This window comes from Belnapia sp. AC561 (assembly GCF_979252845.1).
In genome coordinates, this window is the sequence record NZ_CEEDBP010000045.1 from 1 (window position 1) to 16,183 (window position 16,183).

Consider the following 16,183-nt stretch of genomic DNA (forward strand, 5'->3'; position numbering starts at 1 on the left):
GCCCAATAGGTCTTGGCCGCCCGCCCCATCCCGCAGGGCCCGCTCTGCCGTGCGCAAGGCGTCCAGCCCCATCCCCATGCCGCAGCCGCTGCGTTGCGCCGCTACCGGACTGGCCAGCAACAGCAGGACAATCAGGGGAATCACGGCCGCCAGCCGCAGGCCGCCAGCGCCTCCCGCATATGCGGCGGCGGTGGGGCGATGGCGCCGACCGGCGGGTCCAGCGGCAGGGTGATGGCTTGGGCCAGCAGATGCATCCGTCCCTCCCCGCCGCCATAACGGGCATCGCCCAGGATCGGGCAGCCGAGATGGGCGCAATGCACCCGGATCTGATGCGTCCGTCCGGTTCGCGGCCGCAATTCCACCCAGGCCAGCCCTGGCACCCGGCCGAGCACGCGCCAACCGGTCACCGCCGCCTGCCCCGCCGGATCCACCGCCATCCACCAACCATCCCTGGCCGTGCTGCGCTTGATCAGAGGGGCTGAGACTTCGCCGGATTCGCGATCCGGCCCGTCGCGCACCACGGCCCAATAGGTCTTGGCCGCCCGCCCCGAGGCGAAGAGTCCGCCGAGCGTCGCCAGTGCCGGCTTGGTGCGCCCCAGCACCAGACAACCCGCAGTATCCATGTCCAGCCGATGCGCCGGCTGCGGCAGCCGCTTCTTGCCGAAAGCCAGCCGCGGCAGCCAATCCTCCAGGGATGGCCCGCCACGCGGCCCGGCATGCACGGCCAAGCCGGCCGGCTTGTCGAGGATCAGGACCGCCTCATCCCGATGCAGCAACCGGGCAACCGGATCGAAGCGGTCTGGATCGAGGGCGATGGCGGCATCTTCCAAGGTGAAGGCCGCAGGCTACCCTCGCCTGCCCCGCTTGGGCAGTCTCAGACCGGCTCCACGATGTCATCCAGGCCCATGATCCCGGCGATGACGGACAGACCGGGCTTGCGCCGGGCCACTTCGGCACGGAAATGCTGCAGGGCCTCGGCGCGGCAGGCGGTTTCGGCATCCCGCGTCGCCACGCCCGCTTCGCCGAAAGCCAGCTTCGCGGCACAGATCGGCCCGCCCGCGATCACGAATTGACTGTAGCAGTCCCACATATGCTCAGCGCCCATCCAGGCATAGCTGCCGGTGGTGAAGCGCGGTCGATAGAATTGGCCAGCATCGCCTCACAATCGCCACTTGCGACGGCGGCCTGCCCCGCAGAAGCCGAAAGAGCGGGATCCACAACCAGCCCAAACAGGGCCGCGGCGCGGCTGAGAGGCATTGCAACATCATGAGGTTCCCACTGCATCCGGCAGCGCAACCTCTACAATGCTTTCGTTACGCTTAATCAGCTTGAAACTGAAATCAAACCCGCCCGTGACAGTGCTTGTACTTCTTGCCGCTGCCGCAGGGGCAGGCGGCATTGCGCGGAGTGCGATACCAGGTTGCCGGGTCGGCCGGGTCCACGCCCTCGACCTTGCGCGGTGCCGCCTGCGGCGAGGCCATCGGTGCCGGCTCGTAGCCCTCCCCGCCCGCCATCTCCAGCTCACCCACCGGCTGCGGGTGACGCATATCCAACACCCGCACCGGCTCCGGCGAGGGCGGCGGGGTGTCCGGCCGCAGCTCGATCCGCATCAGCACGCTCGTCACCCGCTCCCGCAGATCGGCCAGCATGGTGTTGAACAGGCCGAAGGCCTCGGACTTGTACTCGTTCAGCGGGTCCCGCTGGCCATAGGCCCGCAAGCCGATGCCCTGGCGCAGATGGTCCAGCGACAGCAGGTGCTCCTTCCACACCTGGTCGAAGATCTGCAGCAGCAGGGACTTCTCGACCATGCGCATAAAATCGGGGCCGATATTCGCCGACTTGGCGGCAAAATGCTGCTCGGCCGCGGCCTCGATCCGCTCCCGCACCGCGGTCTCGTCGATGCCCTCTTCCTTGGCCCAGGCGACGACCGGCAACTCGAGCCCGAGCTGTTCGCGCACCTTCTCCTCGAGCCCGGCCACGTCCCATTGCTCGGGATAGGCATTCTCCGGGATCGCCTTGTTGACGAGATCCTCGATGCTCTCGCGCCGCATCTCGGCGACCGTCTCCGCCACGTCCGGCGCGTTCATGAAGGTCCGCCGCTGGGCATAGACCTCCTTCCGCTGGTCGTTCATGACGTCGTCGTATTTCAGCAGGTTCTTGCGGGTGTCGAAGTTCCGCGCCTCGACCTTCTTCTGCGCCTTCTCCAGGGCCTTGTTGATCCAGGGGTGGACGATCGCCTCCCCCGGCTTCAGGCCGAGCTTCTGCAGCATCCCGCCCATGCGGTCGCTGCCGAAGATCCGCATCAGGTCGTCTTCCAGGCTCAGGAAGAAGTGGCTGGCGCCCGGGTCGCCCTGCCGGCCGGACCGGCCGCGGAGCTGGTTGTCGATGCGCCGGCTCTCGTGCCGCTCGGTGCCGATGACGAAAAGCCCGCCGGCGGCCTTGGCCTTGGCCTTGCCTTCCTCGACCTCGGCCTTGTGCCGGGCCAGCGCCGCCTCGAATTCCGGGCCCTCGCCGGTGCCGGTCTCCTGCCGCGCCAGCATCTCGGCATTGCCGCCGAGCTGGATGTCGGTCCCCCGCCCGGCCATGTTGGTGGCGATGGTCACCGAACCGGGCCGCCCGGCCTGGGCGATGATCGTCGCCTCCTGCTCATGGTAGCGCGCGTTCAGCACGCTATGCGGCACGCCGCGCGCCTTCAGCAGGCTGGCGATCAGTTCCGACTTCTCGATGCTGGTGGTGCCGACCAGGCAGGGCTGGCCGCGCTTGCGCGCCTCGTCGATCAGCACGATGACCGCATCGTATTTCTCGGCGGCCGAGCGATAAACCTCGTCGTCGCTGTCCTTGCGGGAGACCGGGACATTGGTCGGGATCTCGACCACTTCCAGCTTGTAGATCTCGGCGAACTCGTCCGCCTCGGTCGAGGCCGTGCCGGTCATGCCGGACAGCTTGGGATAGAGCCGGAAGTAATTCTGGAAGGTGATGCTCGCCAGCGTCTGGTTCTCGGGCTGGACGGTGACGTGTTCCTTGGCCTCCAGCGCCTGGTGCAGGCCATCGGAATAGCGCCGGCCCTCCATCATGCGGCCGGTGAACTCGTCGATGATCACCACCTTGTCGTCGCGGGTGATGTAGTCGACATCCCGGGCAAACAGCGCATGCGCCCGCAGCGACTGGTTGACGTGGTGCACCAGCGTCACGTTGTGGAAGTCGTAGAGGTTGCCTTCCTCCAGCAGCTTCGCCTCGCGCAGCATCTCCTCGACGCGCTCGGAGCCATCCTCGGTCAGGTTGGCGGTGCGCTGCTTCTCATCCTTGTCGTAGGTGCCCTTGTCCTCGACCAGCACCTTCACGACCTCGTCGACCCGGCGATAGAGGTCGGAGCTGTCTTCGGAAGGGCCGCTGATGATCAGCGGCGTCCGCGCCTCGTCGATCAGGATGCTGTCGACCTCGTCGACGATCGCGTAGTTGAAGTCGCGCTGGACCATCTCCTCCAGCCGGTACTTCATGTTGTCGCGCAGGTAGTCGAAGCCGAATTCGTTGTTGGTGCCGTAGGTCACGTCGGCGGCATAGGCCTCGCGCCGCTCCTCGTCGGTCAGACCGTGCACGATCACGCCGGTGGTCAGGCCGAGGAAGCGATAGAGCCGCCCCATCCACTCGCTGTCGCGCTTGGCCAGGTAGTCGTTCACCGTCACGACATGGACGCCGCGGCCGGACAGGGCATTGAGGTAGACCGGCAGCGTCGCCACCAGGGTCTTGCCCTCGCCGGTCTTCATTTCGGCGATCTTGCCCTCGTTCAGCACCATGCCGCCGACCAGCTGCACATCGAAGTGCCTCAGGCCGAGCACCCGCCGGGCGGCCTCCCGCACCACCGCGAAGGCCTCGGGCATGATCGCGTCAAGCGCGGTGCCGGCGGCGAGCTTCGCCCGGAACTCCACCGTCTTGGCCTGCAGGGCCTCATCGGGCAGGGCGGCCAGCGCAGGCTCGAAGGCATTCACCTCCGGCACCCGGGCCTGGAGGCGCTTCAGCGCACGGTCATTGGCAGTGCCGAACACGGCGCGGGCGATGCGGGCGAACATGCGAACCTGGCTTCTCCGGGATTGCGCGGGGGGCCGCGCGCGTGCCTCGGCAATCATGGTACCAAGGGCGACCAGGGCGAAGGCGATGCCCAGGGCCCAAGGCTGAGGGTGGCATTGTCGCGCGAACCTGCCGCAGCCGCACAGATAGGCAAGCCCCGCCCCCAGGTCAACGCCGGGCCTCGGCCACCCGCTCCCGAGGCGCCTCGCTGCTTGTCGGCCCCTCCCGCATCCGGCATTGTCCGGCCCCGTCCCGGAGCCCCCCGCCCGCATGTCCTTTCGTCCCGCGCTGCTCGCCGCCCTCCTGCTGCTTCCGTTCGGGGCCGAGGCCCAGACCGTTCCGGCGCAGACCCCACCAGCCCAGCCGCAGGTGACGGGGGAGGACCCCATCCTCGCCCGGGTGGATGGGGAGCCGGTCCGCCTTTCCGATGTCCTGGCCACCGCCCAGGACGTGCTGCCGTCGGAGATGCGCGGCATGCCCGGCCCCATGCTGCTGCAGATGCTGCCGCCCGAGATCGCCCGGCAGCTGGTCGACCGCACCGTCACCGAGCGCGTCCTGACCGCCGCCGCCAGGACCGCCGGCCTGGACCAGGATGCCGAGATCCAGCGCCGGATCCGCCGCGCCGCCGACCAGGAACTGCAGCAGGCCTACCTGACGCGGGAAGTGAATGCCGCCGTCACCGACGCCGCGCTGCGCGCCCGCTACGACCAGGAAGCCGGCCGCCGCCAGGGCGAGGAGGAGGTCCACGCCCGCCACATCCTGGTCCCGACCGAGGCCGAGGCCAAGGCCGCGCTGGCCGAGGTCACCGGCGGCGCCGATTTCGCCGAGGTCGCCAAGCGCCGCTCCAAGGATCCCGGCTCCCGCGACGGCGGCGACCTCGGCTTCTTCAAGCGCGGCGACATGGTCCCCGAATTCGCCGAGGCGGCCTTCGCCCTCCGCCCCGGCCAGGTGAGCGCCGCCCCGGTCCGCAGCCCCTTCGGCTGGCACATCATCAAGGTGGAGGAACGCCGCTCCGCCCCAGTCCCGAACTTCGAGGAAAGCCGCCAGCAGCTTCGCCAGAAGATGCTGGAGGAGCAGGTGGAGGTCGTGGTGACCCGCGTCCGCACCGCCGCCAAGGTGGAACGGCTGGACCAGCCCGCCCCCTCGATGCTCGACAACGCCGCACCGCCGGCGACGCCCCCGGCCAGCCGGCCGGTCCCGCAACCCCAGCGCCGCTAAACCTTGGTTCGGCGCTGACAAGGGCGCCGAACAGGGTCTAGCGTCTCGTTTTGTCACGTGATTCACGGCCTTCGGCGATTCCGCCTCGGTCGGTCACGCTCAGGAAAGCCTGACCCATGGCCGGATTGCCCGTCTCGCCCCTCGCCCAGCCGATGCCGGAAGTGCCGCCGATCGCCGGCGTCACCCTCGGCGTGACCGAGGCGGGCATCCGATACAAGGGTCGCGCCGACCTGACGATGATGGAGTTCATCCCCGGCACCACCGTCGCCGGGGTCTTCACCCAGAACAAATGCCCCGGCGCCCCGGTCGACTGGTGCCGGGCCGCGCTGAAGAAGGGCAAGGCCCGGGCGCTGGTGGTGAATGCCGGCAATGCCAATGTCTTCACCGGCAAGGCCGGGCGCGAGGCGACCAAGGCGACCGCCGAGGCCGCCGCCGCCCTGGTCGGCTGCAAGGCCAACGAGGTCTTCCTCGCCAGCACCGGCGTCATCGGCGAGACCATGCCGCATGAGCGCCTGACCGCCGCCCTGCCGGCCCTGCACAAGGCCCTGACCCCGGCCCGCTGGGATGAGGCCGCCCGCGGCATCATGACCACGGATACCTTCCCCAAGGCCTGCGTCCGGACCGCCACCATCGGCGACGCCACCGTCACCATCGCCGGCATCGCCAAGGGCAGCGGCATGATCGCCCCCGACATGGCGACCATGCTGTCCTTCCTGGCGACCGATGCGAAGATCCCGGCCGGCGCCCTCCAGGCGCTGCTCTCCAAGGGCTCGGCCAAGTCGTTCAACTGCATCACCGTCGACAGCGACACCTCGACCAGCGACAGCGTCATCCTCTTCGCCACCGGCGCCGCCAAGCACCCGCGCGTCCCGGCCGAGGGCGGCGCCATCCTCAAGGACTTCGCCCGCGCCCTGGACGAGCTGCTGCTGGACCTGGCGCTGCAGGTGGCCCGCGACGGCGAGGGCGCCCAGAAGCTCATCGAGATCAACGTCACCGGCGCGGTCAGCGCCAAGTCGGCGCACCGGATCGCAATGTGCATCGCCAATTCACCCCTGGTGAAGACGGCGATCGCCGGCGAGGACGCCAATTGGGGCCGCATCGTCATGGCGGTGGGCAAGGCCGGAGAGCCGGCGGACCGCGACAAGCTCGGCATCGCCGTCGGCGGCACCTGGATGGCGCAGGAAGGCAGCGTCGTCCCGGGCTATGACGAGACCCCGGTGGTCGCGCATATGAAGGGCCGCGAGGTCGAGATCACCGTCGACATCGGCCTCGGCCGCGGCAAGGCGCGGGTCTGGACCTGCGACCTGACCCACGGCTACATCGATATCAACGGCAGCTACCGGAGCTGAGCATCCGACTGGCGGCACTCCCGTCGCCGGTCCGGTTCCCGCCACCGCGGTCCGTCCCGCCCCAAGGGGTGGCCCCCGCCGGTCCGCACGGGCTAGCCTCTCGTTGCACGGACGCGGCAAGCCGTCCGGCATCGAAGGGACGGAACCCATGGATCGAAGACATCTGCTCAAGGCCGGTGCCCCCGCGGCTGCGCTCGGGCTTGCTTCCCCTTTGGCCAGCCCCGCCCTGGCCCAGGCCAGCCGCAAGGTCACCTGGCGCCTCACCTCCAGCTTCCCCCGCGCGCTGGATACCCTCTGGGGCGCCGCCACCGGCTTCGCCAGGATGGTCAGCGAGGCGACCGACGGCGACTTCACCATCCGCGTCTTCTCCCCCGGCGAGATCGTCCCGGCCCTCGACGCCCGCGATGCCACCTCGAAGGGTTCGGTCGAAAGCTGCTTCACCGCCTCCTCCTACTCGGTCGGCATCGACCCGGCGTTCATGTTCGCCACCGTGCTGCTGTTCGGCCTGAACAGCCGCCAGCAGATGGCCTGGCTGTACGAGATGGGCGGCAACGAGAAGCTGAACCGCCTGCTGTATGAGAAGCACAACGTGCTCTGCTTCCCGCTGATCAGCACCGGGGCGCAGATGGGCGGCTGGTTCCGCAAGGAAATCAAGTTGCCCGAGGACCTCAAGGGCCTGAAATTCCGCATCGGCGGCCTGGCCGGCCAGGTCTTCCAGCGGCTCGGCGCCATTCCGCAGCAGATCGCCGCCGGCGACATCTATCCGTCGCTCGAACGCGGCACCATCGACGCCGCCGAATGGATCGGCCCCTACGACGACGAGAAGCTCGGCCTCTACAAGGTCGCGCCCTACTACTACTACCCGGGCTGGTGGGAGGGCACCGGCATCCTCTCCCTCTTCGTCAACAAGCAGAAGTATGAGGAACTGCCGCCGGCCTTCCGCAGCATCATCCAGACCGCGGCGGCGGCGACCACCTCGCTCGGCCTCGCCCGCTACGATGCGCTGAACCCGCCGGCGCTGCGGCGGCTGGTCGCCGGCGGGGCGCAGCTCCGGCCCTTCCCGCAATCCGTGCTCGATGTCTGCTACGACGAGACGCAGAAGATGCACGAGGAATACTCCCGCGCCGACCCCGTCTATGGCGAGATCTTCCGCGAGATGGCGGCCTTCCGCCAGGATGCCTACCAGTGGCTGCAACTGTCGGAATACACCTTCGACAGCTACCAGATCCGCCGCCTGCGCCGCTGATTGCGCCAGCGGCCGCGCTGACCGAGGATGCCGCCCGGACGGAGGCGGCATCCATGGCATCACCCATCACGGTCTATCGCGCCCGGCGCATCATCACCATGGATCCGTCCTGCCCAAGCGCCACCCATGTCGCGGTGCGCGACGGCCGCATTCTCGCGGTCGGCGGCACGGCGGAAACCAGCGCCTGGGGCCCCGCCGCCACCGACGACCGCTACGCCGACAGCGTCCTGATGCCCGGCCTGGTGGAAGGCCACAGCCATGCCTGGGAAGGCGGCGTCTGGACCTTCGCCTATGCCGGCTACTTCGACCGCCACGACCCCGAGGGCCGCCGCTGGCCCGGCTGCGACAGCATCGAGGCGACCGTCGCCCGCCTGGCCGAGGCCGAGCGGATACTGCCACCCGGCGAGACGCTCTTTGCCTGGGGCTTCGACCCGATCTATTTCGGCGAGACCCGCGTCACCACCGCCGACCTCGACCGCGTCTCCGCGACCCGCCCGGTGGTGCTGCTGCACTCGAACGGCCATGTCATGAACGTCAATACGCCGGTGCTGGAACGCAGCGGCCTGGCCAACGCCAATATCGACGGCGTGCTGCGCGACGCGGGCGGCCGCGCCACCGGCGAGCTGCGCGAAATGGCGGCCAAGTACATGGCCTTCAAGGCGGTCGGCAATCCGCAGCACGGCATCATGGCGCAGGGTGACAGCCTGCACCGTTTCGCCCGGCTCGCCTGCCGCGTCGGCGTCACCACCGCGACCGACCTCTTCACCGACCTGCCCGATCCCGTGGTCGCCGCCTATATCGCCGCGACGCGGGAGGAAAGCTTTCCCCTCCGCCTGCTGCCGGCATTGAACGCCCAGGGCCTGACCGCGGCGGAGGGCATCGCCAAGATCGCCCGGCTTCGCGCCCGGAACAACGACCGGCTGCGCTTCGGCCTGGTGAAGCTGATGACCGATGGCTCGATCCAGGGCTTTTCCGGCCGGCTGAAATGGCCCGGCTATATCGGCGGCCAGCCCAACGGCATCTGGAACATCGGCCCGGACGAGCTGGCCGAGACCCTGCACGCCTATCACGCCGCCGGCCTGCAATGCCACATCCACACCAATGGCGACGAGGCCAGCGAGGTCGCCATCGAGGCGGTCGAGGCCGCGCTCGCCCGCAGCCCGCGCTGGGACCATCGCCACACGCTGCAGCACTGCCAGATGGCCGATGCCTCGCAATTCCGCCGCATGGCCAAGCTCGGCATCTGCGCCAATCTCTTCGCCAACCACGTCTACTACTGGGGCGAGGAACATGCCGCCCGGACCATGGGTCCGGACAAGGCGCGACGGCTCGATGCCTGCGCCACCGCCCTGCGCGAGGGCGTTGCCCTGGCCATGCATTCGGACGCGCCGGTGACGCCCATGGCGCCGCTCTTCACCGCCTGGTGCGCCGTCAACCGCATCACCGCCGCCGGCCGGGTGCTGGGGCCGGCGGAACGCATCCCCGTCGCCGCCGCGCTGCGCGCCATCACCCTCGGCGCCGCCTATACCTTGAAGCTGGATGGCGAGATCGGCAGCATCGAGGTCGGCAAGCGCGCCGATTTCTGCGTCCTCGGCCAGGACCCGGAAGCGGTGGCGCCGGAGGCGCTGAAGGACGTGCCGGTAAAGGGCACCGTCGTCGGCGGCATCCCGCATACCGCATGAGGATCAATACCGGCGAGCCGATCCCCTTCACCGTCGTCGGCGGCTTCCTCGGCGCCGGCAAGACCACGCTGGTGAATGCCCTGCTGCGCCAAGCCGCCGGCCTGCGCCTGGCGGTGCTGGTGAACGACTTCGGCAGCATCGCCATCGATGCCGCGCTGATCGAAAGCAGCACCGGCGACACCATCGCGCTGACCAATGGCTGCATCTGCTGCGCCATCGGCGATGACTTCGCCGCCGGAATCGAGGCCATGCTCCGCCACCGGCCCACCCCCGACCATATCCTGGTCGAGGCCAGCGGCGTCGCCAACCCGGGCGCCATCGCCCAGATCGCGCTGCTGGATCCCGATCTCACCCTCGCCGGTGTCCTCGTCCTGGCCGATGCCGAGAGCCTCCCGGCCCGCCTCGCCGATCCTCGCCTGGGCGATACCCTGCACCGCCAGCTTCGCGCCGCGGACCTGCTTGTCCTCACCAAGACCGACCTGGCCCCCGCCGGTCCCGTCCTCGCCACGCTGCGCGCCCTGGCCCCGCAGGCCGCCATCGTCGAAGGTGCCGACCTGCCCCTGGCCATCGCCCTCGGGCATCACGCCCAGGCCGGCCCCCGGCCCAGCGGCCATGGCACGGCCTTCGCCACCGTGACCCTGCACCCCTCGCGCCCACTGGCCACCGCCACGCTGCGCCTGGCACTCGATGCCCTGCCCGAGGGCGTCCTCCGTGCCAAGGGCCTGCTGTGCCTGGATGGCCGCCCCGCCCTGGTCCAGCGCGTCGGCCGCCGCCTCGCCATCACCGCCTGCGACGCGCCGGTCGAGGAAGCCCTGGTGCTGATCGGCGACGACACGGTCTGGGACGCCGCCGAGGCCCTAGCTGGGCTGGGCCTGGAACGCCGCTGAGCCGCCCTCAGTCCGCCGCCGCGTAATGGCAGGCCGCCTCCCGCCCCCCCGCGAAACGCCGCAGCTTCGGCATCTCCACCCCGCAGCGGTCGGTGCCCGAGGGGCAGCGGCCATGGAAGCGGCAGGCATTCGGGTCCGGGTCGATCGGGCTCTTCGGGTCGCCGGCGAGGCGCAGCGCATCCGCCCGCACCCCATCCAGCCGCGGCACCGCCGCCACCAGGCCCCGCGTATAGGGATGCAGCGGCGCATCGAAGACCGCCCGCGCCGGCCCCACCTCGACGATGCGGCCGAGGTACATGACCACCACCCGGTCGCACAGCAGCCGCACCACGTTCAGGTCGTGGCTGACGAAGACATAGGAAATGCCCAGCGTCTCCCGCAGCGAGACCAGCAGTTGCAGGATGGTGACCTGCACCGAGACGTCGAGCGCCGCCGTCGGCTCATCCAGCACCAGCAGGTCCGGCCGCGGCCCGATCGCCCGGGCGATGCCGACGCGGGCACGCTGCCCGCCCGAAAGCTGATGCGGAAACCGGTCCAGCAGCGCCAGCGGCAGCCCGCAGAGCGTCGCCGCCTCCTCCACCTTCTCCCGCAGCGCCGCGCCGGACAGGCCGAGCAACTGCTTCAGCGGATCGGCGATCGCATCCGCCGCGGTGAAGCGCGGGTTGATGCTCTCGCCGGCATCCTGGAAGACGACCTGGATGCGCGCCCGGTCGGGGTCGCGGGCGAAAGCCTTGGCCGGCAGCGCCGAAAGCTCCCGGTTGCCGAAGCGGATGGACCCGGTGGTCGGGTCGGTCAGCCGGGTGATCAGTCGGACCAGCGTCGACTTGCCGCAGCCTGATTCCCCGACCAGCCCCAGGGTTTCGCCCCGCGCCAGGGTGAAGGAGACATCGTCCACCGCATGCACCATCGACGGCGCCGCATTGCCGAACAGCTTCCGCCGCCCGAGCGGGAAGCGCTTCGACAGCTCCGCCACATCCAGCAGCCAGCGCCCCTCGGCCCCACGCGGGGTCGGGTCGTTGCCGACCTGGCCGCTCATGCCGCCGGGTTCCAGCAGGCGATACGGTGTCCCGCCGCGATGTCCCGCCAGACCATCGGCGCCTCGCAGGCCGCCAGATGCTGCGAGCAGCGGGCGGCGAAGCGGCAGGGCGGCAGGTCCGGCCGGCGCAGGTCCGGCAGGTTGCCGGGGATGGAGCGCAGATCCGCCAGGTCCCCCGCCGCGGTCGGCGTCGCCGCCAGCAGCCGCTGCGTATAGGGATGCCGCGGGGAAGCCAGCAGCTCCCGCGTCGGCGCATCCTCCACGATATGCCCGGCATGCATCACCGCGATCCGGCCGCTCCGCTCCGCCGCCAGGGCCAGGTCATGGGTGATCAGGATGGTGGCCATGCCCGTCTCGCCCGCCAGCTTCGCCACGATATCCATCACCACCGCCTGGGTGGTGACATCGAGCCCGGTGGTCGGCTCATCCGCGATCAGCAGCGCCGGCCGCGTCGCCACCGCGATGGCGATCATCACCCGCTGGCACATCCCGCCCGAAAGCTCGAAGGGATAGGCGCTGGCACGTCGGACCGGATCGGGAATGCCCACCTCCCGCAGCATCTCGATGGCCCGCGCCGCCGCATCCCGGCGGGACAGGCCGGCATGGCGGCGCACCACATCGGCGATCTGCTTGCCGATCGGCCGAATCGGGTTCAGCGCCGCCCGCGGATTCTGGAAGATCATCGAAGCCCGTTTGCCGCGGATGGCCGCCAAGGCGGACGGCGAGGCGGTGGTCAGCTCCGTCCCTTCCAGCGAGGCCCGGCCGCCGGTGACCCGCCCGGCCGCATCCAGCAGCCCCAGCAGCGCATAGGCGGTGACGGATTTCCCCGATCCGGACTCACCCACCAGCGCCATGGTCTCGCCCCGCCCGACCTTGAAGGCGACGCGGTCCAGCGCCTTGACGATGCCGGACCGCGTGCGGAATTCGACCGAGAAGTCGCTGACCTCGAGAACCGCGCTCACGTCCGCCGCCTCGGATCGACGATGTCCCGCACGCCGTCGCCCAGCAGGTTGAAGCAGAAGACCGCGACCATCAGCGTCGCCCCCGGAAACAGCGCCACCCACCACTCGCCGGAGACGATGAAGCTCGCGCCCTCCGCCACCATGATTCCCCATTCCGGCGTCGGCGCCCGCACGCCGAGGCCGATGAAGGACAGGCCGGCGGCATTGAGGATCGCATAGCCCATGGTCAGCGACATCTGCACCACCATGATCGGCAGGATGTTCGGCGCCACCTGCAGCAGCAGCACGCCCATGTCCCGGTGCCCGGCGATGCGCGCGGCATCGACGAAGCCTGCCTCCCGCCGCTGCACCGTCTCCGCCCGCGCCACCCGCACATACAGCGGGAAGTTGATGATAGCCGTCGCCAGCACGATATTCGGCACGGTATTGCCCAGCGCCGCGACGATCGCCATCGCCAGCACGAACAAGGGAAAGGCCATGATGGTATCGGCGATCCGGCCGATCACCTGATCCACCCAGCCGCCGAAGAAGCCGGAGGCAAGCCCGGCGAATCCCCCTGCGGCAAAGACCAGCGCGACGGAGGCCGCGGCGATGCCGAGATCGAGCCGCGTCGCCACCAGCACACGGGAGAAGATGTCCCGGCCGATCTGGTCGGTGCCGAACCAGTGCTGCGCGCTCGGCGGCTGCAGGGCCAGCATGGTATTGCTGGCCAACGGATCATGGGGCGCCAGGCTCGGCCCCAGCAGCGCCGCTGCGACGAAGAAGACGAACAGCCCCAGCGCGAAGCCGGTGACCGGATTCTCCGAGACCACATGCCGCGCATGCCGGATCGCAGCCGTGCTCATGCCTGCCGCGCCCGCGGGTCGAGTGCCCGGTTCACCAGATCGATGGTCAGGTTCAGCGCGACGTACAAAATCGCCATGGTCAGCACGAAGCCCTGCACCGGTGCCCCGTCCGAGGCGATCAGCGCCTCCACCGCATAGCTGCCGATCCCCGGCCAGGCGAAGACCTTCTCCACCAGCACATTGGCCCCAAGCAGGAAGGAGAAGACCATGCCCAAGGTCGTCACCACCGGCAGCAGCGCATTGCGCAGGGCATAGGTCAGGATGACCGTATTGGACGCGAGGCCGGAGGCCCGCGCCGTGCGGATGAACTCCGCCCCCAGCACCGCCAGCATGGAGGCCCGGGTGATGCGGGCGATCGGCGCCAGGGCAAACAGCCCGAGCGTCGCCGCCGGCAGCACGAGCTGCGCCAGGGCACTGCGCCAGGTCTCCCAATCCCCGGCCAGCGCCGCATCGATCAGATAGAAGCCCGTCACCGTCGGCGGTGCGCTGGCAAAGGCATCCAGCCGCCCCAGCGGCGCCGGCGACCAGCCGAGCAGGAAGTAGAAGACATAGACCAGCAGCAGCCCGGTGAAGAAGACCGGCAGCGAGACCCCGGCGGTGACGATCACCCGGCAGGCATGATCCGCCAGCGAGCCCTGCTTCACCGCGGCGAGGATGCCGAGCGGGATGGCGATGCTCATTGCCAGCATCAGCCCGCAGAGCGTCAGCTCCGCCGAGGCCGGCAGCCGCGCCAGGATATCCACCAGCACCGGCTGCCCGGTGGTCAGCGACATGCCGAGGTCGCCATGGAACAGCGCGACGACATAGCTCCAGAACTGCTCCGGCAGCGGCCGGTCGAGGCCCAGCGCGGTGCGGATCTGGGCGATCGATTCCGCACTCGCCGTGGGCCCGGCGAAATAGGTCGCGGTATCCCCCGGCAGGACGCGGGTGAGGATGAAGGTGACGATGACCACCGCCACCAGCGCCGGCAGCGACCCCGCCAGCCGGAACAGCACGCCGCGCATGCGGGCTCAGCCCTTCGTCAGGTAGCGGAAGTCTGGTTCGCGGCAGGGCCAGAACTGGTAGCCGCCGATGGTCCGCTGCATCGCCACGTCGTGGAAGGGCTGGGCGATCGGGATGAAAGGCACCTCCTGCATGCCGAGCTCGAGGAAGCCGCGCACGTTCTCCGCATAGCTCGCCGCATCGGGCGCGAAGCGGGCGCCATCGATCAACTTGTCCATCGCCGGGTTCTGGTAGGAGGGGATGTTGAAGATCGAATTATTGCCGTGGTAATTCCAGAAGAAGAAGTAGTCCGGCCAATCGAGCCAGCCGCCGAAGCGGTTGATCACCATCGGCGCGGTCTTCTTGTTCAGCTCGCCGCGGAAATTAGCGCCCGGGATCTTGCTCAGCTCCACCGTGATGCCGAGCGGGGCGAGCGCCTCCTTCACCAGCACCGCCATCGGCTCGGCGATGGTGCCGGACCCGGCATCGAATAGCAGTGTCGTGCTGAAGGGCGCCACGCCGGACTCCGCCATCAGCGCCTTGGCGCGGTCCGTGTTGGCCGTATAGGGGAAGGGCACCGGCCACTTCAGCTCGGCCGGGGTCGCAGGCCCGCCCCACATCGGCACGCCCCGCCCGAACAGGGAGGCCTGCATGATCTTCTCATAGGGCAGCGCCCAGGCCACCGCCTGCCGCAGCTTCACGTTGTTGAAGGGCGGCAGCGCCGAATTCAGCGCCACGTACCAGATGGCATTCGGCACCGGCACCGCCGCGACCTTGATCTTGCCGGCATCGGCCAGATCCTTGAAGTCCTTCGGCGGCAGGCCGTAGCTGATATCGGCATCCCCCCGCTCGATCAGTGCCCGGCGGGTGGAGGGCGAGGGGATGTCGCGGGCGATGACCCGGCGCAGCTTGGGCAGCGCACCGGACTTCCAGTCGTCGTTCCGGGTATAGATGGTCTCGGTGCCCGGCCGCCAGGCTTCCACCTTGAAGGCGCCGCCACCGGCGACGTTGTTCTTCAGGTAGTCCTTCGCCCAGGGATCGCCGCCGCCGTTGCGGATCGCCAGCTCGCTGTCGAAGACGAAGGGGATCGTCACCGCCAGGTTCGGCATGGTCAGCTTGTCGCGCCGGGCGAAGTCCACCCGGAAGGTCCTGTCGTCCACCGCGACGAATTGCTCGGGCTTCTCCAGGCTGCCCGCATTCATCTGGGTGGTGGCGAAGCCGCCGATCGAGACGGCACGGTCCAGCGACCACTTCACGTCGCGTGCCGTCACGCTGCGCCCGCTATGAAAACGGGCATCTGCCCGAATTTTGAACGTTACGCTGCTGCCGTCGCTGGCTTCCTGCCAGCTCTCGGCCAATTCGGGCTCCAGGGCATTGATGTCGAAGCTGGTGGTGACGTCATCCACCTTCACCCGCTTGAAGCGCACCAGCCGGTCGTAGCAATTCAGCGCCACCCCATTCACCGGCTGGGAGGAACCAATGCCCTGCATATCCAGGCTATTGGGGCCGTATTCCTGCACCAGCAGCAGCGTCTCGTTTCTGGTCGGGGCCGGCTGCGCCGCCGCTTCGCGGATACCCGGCGCGGCCAGGGTGGTGGCGGGCAGCGCCTTCAGGAAGCTACGGCGGTCCATGCAATTCTCCGGGCAACAGGGTCCAAGCCCTGGCGCCAGCGGCAGCAATCCCTGTGCCATGATGGGACATGTCAGACTTGGCATTGGCCCCGGCCCTACCCGACTCGAAGCCTGTGGATATATTTCCGGATCAAATCAGGAACAGAGAAGCACCATCCGGCTGAATCCAAGGCTCAGCCTTGCGAAAGCCCAATTTTTTCCGCCTCACCCGCCTGTGGATTATCTGCTAAGAAAGCAAGGTCGCGGGACCGATGAAGCTTCAGTTGATACCGGCCTTGTAG

General features: G+C 69.1%; 13 protein-coding genes. 5 read left to right on the plus strand and 8 right to left on the minus strand.

Features of this window, described 5'->3' with window-relative positions; genetic code table 11:
• Nucleotides 1–140: 140 nt before the first annotated feature.
• The 3 genes from AC0IW9_RS26090 to secA form a co-directional block, all read right to left on the minus strand.
• Nucleotides 141–830, minus strand: a complete 690-nt coding sequence (locus AC0IW9_RS26090) for an RluA family pseudouridine synthase (protein ID WP_471651222.1) — start codon at nt 828–830, stop codon at nt 141–143.
• A gap of 44 nt (nt 831–874) precedes the next feature.
• A complete protein-coding gene (locus AC0IW9_RS26095; RefSeq protein ID WP_471651223.1) occupies nt 875–1,105 on the minus strand; it encodes a hypothetical protein in 231 nt (76 codons plus the stop codon).
• A gap of 235 nt (nt 1,106–1,340) precedes the next feature.
• Nucleotides 1,341–4,067: a preprotein translocase subunit SecA gene (gene secA, locus AC0IW9_RS26100; RefSeq protein WP_471651224.1), complete on the minus strand. Its 2,727-nt coding sequence runs from the start codon at nt 4,065–4,067 to the stop codon at nt 1,341–1,343.
• 268 nt (nt 4,068–4,335) lie between these two features.
• On the opposite strand from secA, the gene AC0IW9_RS26105 reads away from it, so the two are divergent.
• From AC0IW9_RS26105 to AC0IW9_RS26125, 5 genes are all read left to right on the plus strand, one after another.
• Nucleotides 4,336–5,283 carry a peptidylprolyl isomerase gene (locus AC0IW9_RS26105; RefSeq protein WP_471651225.1) on the plus strand — a complete coding sequence of 316 codons (948 nt, stop codon included), beginning with the start codon at nt 4,336–4,338 and terminating at the stop codon, nt 5,281–5,283.
• A gap of 116 nt (nt 5,284–5,399) precedes the next feature.
• Nucleotides 5,400–6,632: a bifunctional glutamate N-acetyltransferase/amino-acid acetyltransferase ArgJ gene (gene argJ / locus AC0IW9_RS26110; protein ID WP_471651226.1), complete on the plus strand. Its 1,233-nt coding sequence runs from the start codon at nt 5,400–5,402 to the stop codon at nt 6,630–6,632.
• Nucleotides 6,633–6,780: 148 nt separating this feature from the next.
• Nucleotides 6,781–7,878 carry a TRAP transporter substrate-binding protein gene (locus AC0IW9_RS26115; RefSeq protein WP_471651227.1) on the plus strand — a complete coding sequence of 366 codons (1,098 nt, stop codon included), beginning with the start codon at nt 6,781–6,783 and terminating at the stop codon, nt 7,876–7,878.
• A gap of 53 nt (nt 7,879–7,931) precedes the next feature.
• Nucleotides 7,932–9,560, plus strand: coding sequence for an amidohydrolase (locus AC0IW9_RS26120; protein ID WP_471651228.1), 1,629 nt, complete (start codon nt 7,932–7,934; stop codon nt 9,558–9,560).
• Complete coding sequence (locus AC0IW9_RS26125) at nt 9,557–10,447, plus strand: CobW family GTP-binding protein (RefSeq protein ID WP_471651229.1); 891 nt, start codon at nt 9,557–9,559, stop codon at nt 10,445–10,447. Before AC0IW9_RS26120 ends, AC0IW9_RS26125 begins: the two co-directional genes overlap by 4 nt.
• 7 nt (nt 10,448–10,454) lie before the next feature.
• Here the strand turns inward: AC0IW9_RS26125 and AC0IW9_RS26130 are convergent, their stop codons facing one another.
• From AC0IW9_RS26130 to AC0IW9_RS26150, 5 genes are read right to left on the minus strand one after another with little or no spacing between them, the layout of a single operon-like run.
• Nucleotides 10,455–11,483, minus strand: a complete 1,029-nt coding sequence (locus AC0IW9_RS26130) for an oligopeptide/dipeptide ABC transporter ATP-binding protein (RefSeq protein ID WP_471651230.1) — start codon at nt 11,481–11,483, stop codon at nt 10,455–10,457.
• On the minus strand, nt 11,480–12,445 hold the full coding sequence (locus AC0IW9_RS26135; protein ID WP_471651231.1) for an ABC transporter ATP-binding protein: 966 nt from the start codon (nt 12,443–12,445) through the stop codon (nt 11,480–11,482). The genes AC0IW9_RS26130 and AC0IW9_RS26135 overlap by 4 nt, the downstream gene beginning before the upstream one ends.
• A complete protein-coding gene (locus AC0IW9_RS26140) occupies nt 12,442–13,290 on the minus strand; it encodes an ABC transporter permease (protein ID WP_471651232.1) in 849 nt (282 codons plus the stop codon). Before AC0IW9_RS26140 ends, AC0IW9_RS26135 begins: the two co-directional genes overlap by 4 nt.
• On the minus strand, nt 13,287–14,294 hold the full coding sequence (locus tag AC0IW9_RS26145) for an ABC transporter permease (RefSeq protein ID WP_471651233.1): 1,008 nt from the start codon (nt 14,292–14,294) through the stop codon (nt 13,287–13,289). The genes AC0IW9_RS26140 and AC0IW9_RS26145 overlap by 4 nt, the downstream gene beginning before the upstream one ends.
• A gap of 6 nt (nt 14,295–14,300) precedes the next feature.
• Complete coding sequence (locus tag AC0IW9_RS26150) at nt 14,301–15,902, minus strand: ABC transporter substrate-binding protein (protein ID WP_471651234.1); 1,602 nt, start codon at nt 15,900–15,902, stop codon at nt 14,301–14,303.
• Nucleotides 15,903–16,183 lie beyond the last annotated feature (281 nt).

Excerpts from the sequence above, each read along its gene's own strand:
- AC0IW9_RS26095 (WP_471651223.1), bottom strand. The coding sequence starts at position 1,105 with ATGGGCGCTGAGCATATGTGGGACTGCTACAGTCAATTCGTGATCGCG.
- secA (WP_471651224.1), bottom strand. The coding sequence starts at position 4,067 with ATGTTCGCCCGCATCGCCCGCGCCGTGTTCGGCACTGCCAATGACCGT.
- AC0IW9_RS26105 (WP_471651225.1), top strand. The coding sequence starts at position 4,336 with ATGTCCTTTCGTCCCGCGCTGCTCGCCGCCCTCCTGCTGCTTCCGTTC.
- argJ (WP_471651226.1), top strand. The coding sequence starts at position 5,400 with ATGGCCGGATTGCCCGTCTCGCCCCTCGCCCAGCCGATGCCGGAAGTG.
- AC0IW9_RS26115 (WP_471651227.1), top strand. The coding sequence starts at position 6,781 with ATGGATCGAAGACATCTGCTCAAGGCCGGTGCCCCCGCGGCTGCGCTC.
- AC0IW9_RS26120 (WP_471651228.1), top strand. The coding sequence starts at position 7,932 with ATGGCATCACCCATCACGGTCTATCGCGCCCGGCGCATCATCACCATG.
- AC0IW9_RS26125 (WP_471651229.1), top strand. The coding sequence starts at position 9,557 with ATGAGGATCAATACCGGCGAGCCGATCCCCTTCACCGTCGTCGGCGGC.
- AC0IW9_RS26130 (WP_471651230.1), bottom strand. The coding sequence starts at position 11,483 with ATGAGCGGCCAGGTCGGCAACGACCCGACCCCGCGTGGGGCCGAGGGG.
- AC0IW9_RS26140 (WP_471651232.1), bottom strand. The coding sequence starts at position 13,290 with ATGAGCACGGCTGCGATCCGGCATGCGCGGCATGTGGTCTCGGAGAAT.
- AC0IW9_RS26145 (WP_471651233.1), bottom strand. The coding sequence starts at position 14,294 with ATGCGCGGCGTGCTGTTCCGGCTGGCGGGGTCGCTGCCGGCGCTGGTG.
- AC0IW9_RS26150 (WP_471651234.1), bottom strand. The coding sequence starts at position 15,902 with ATGGACCGCCGTAGCTTCCTGAAGGCGCTGCCCGCCACCACCCTGGCC.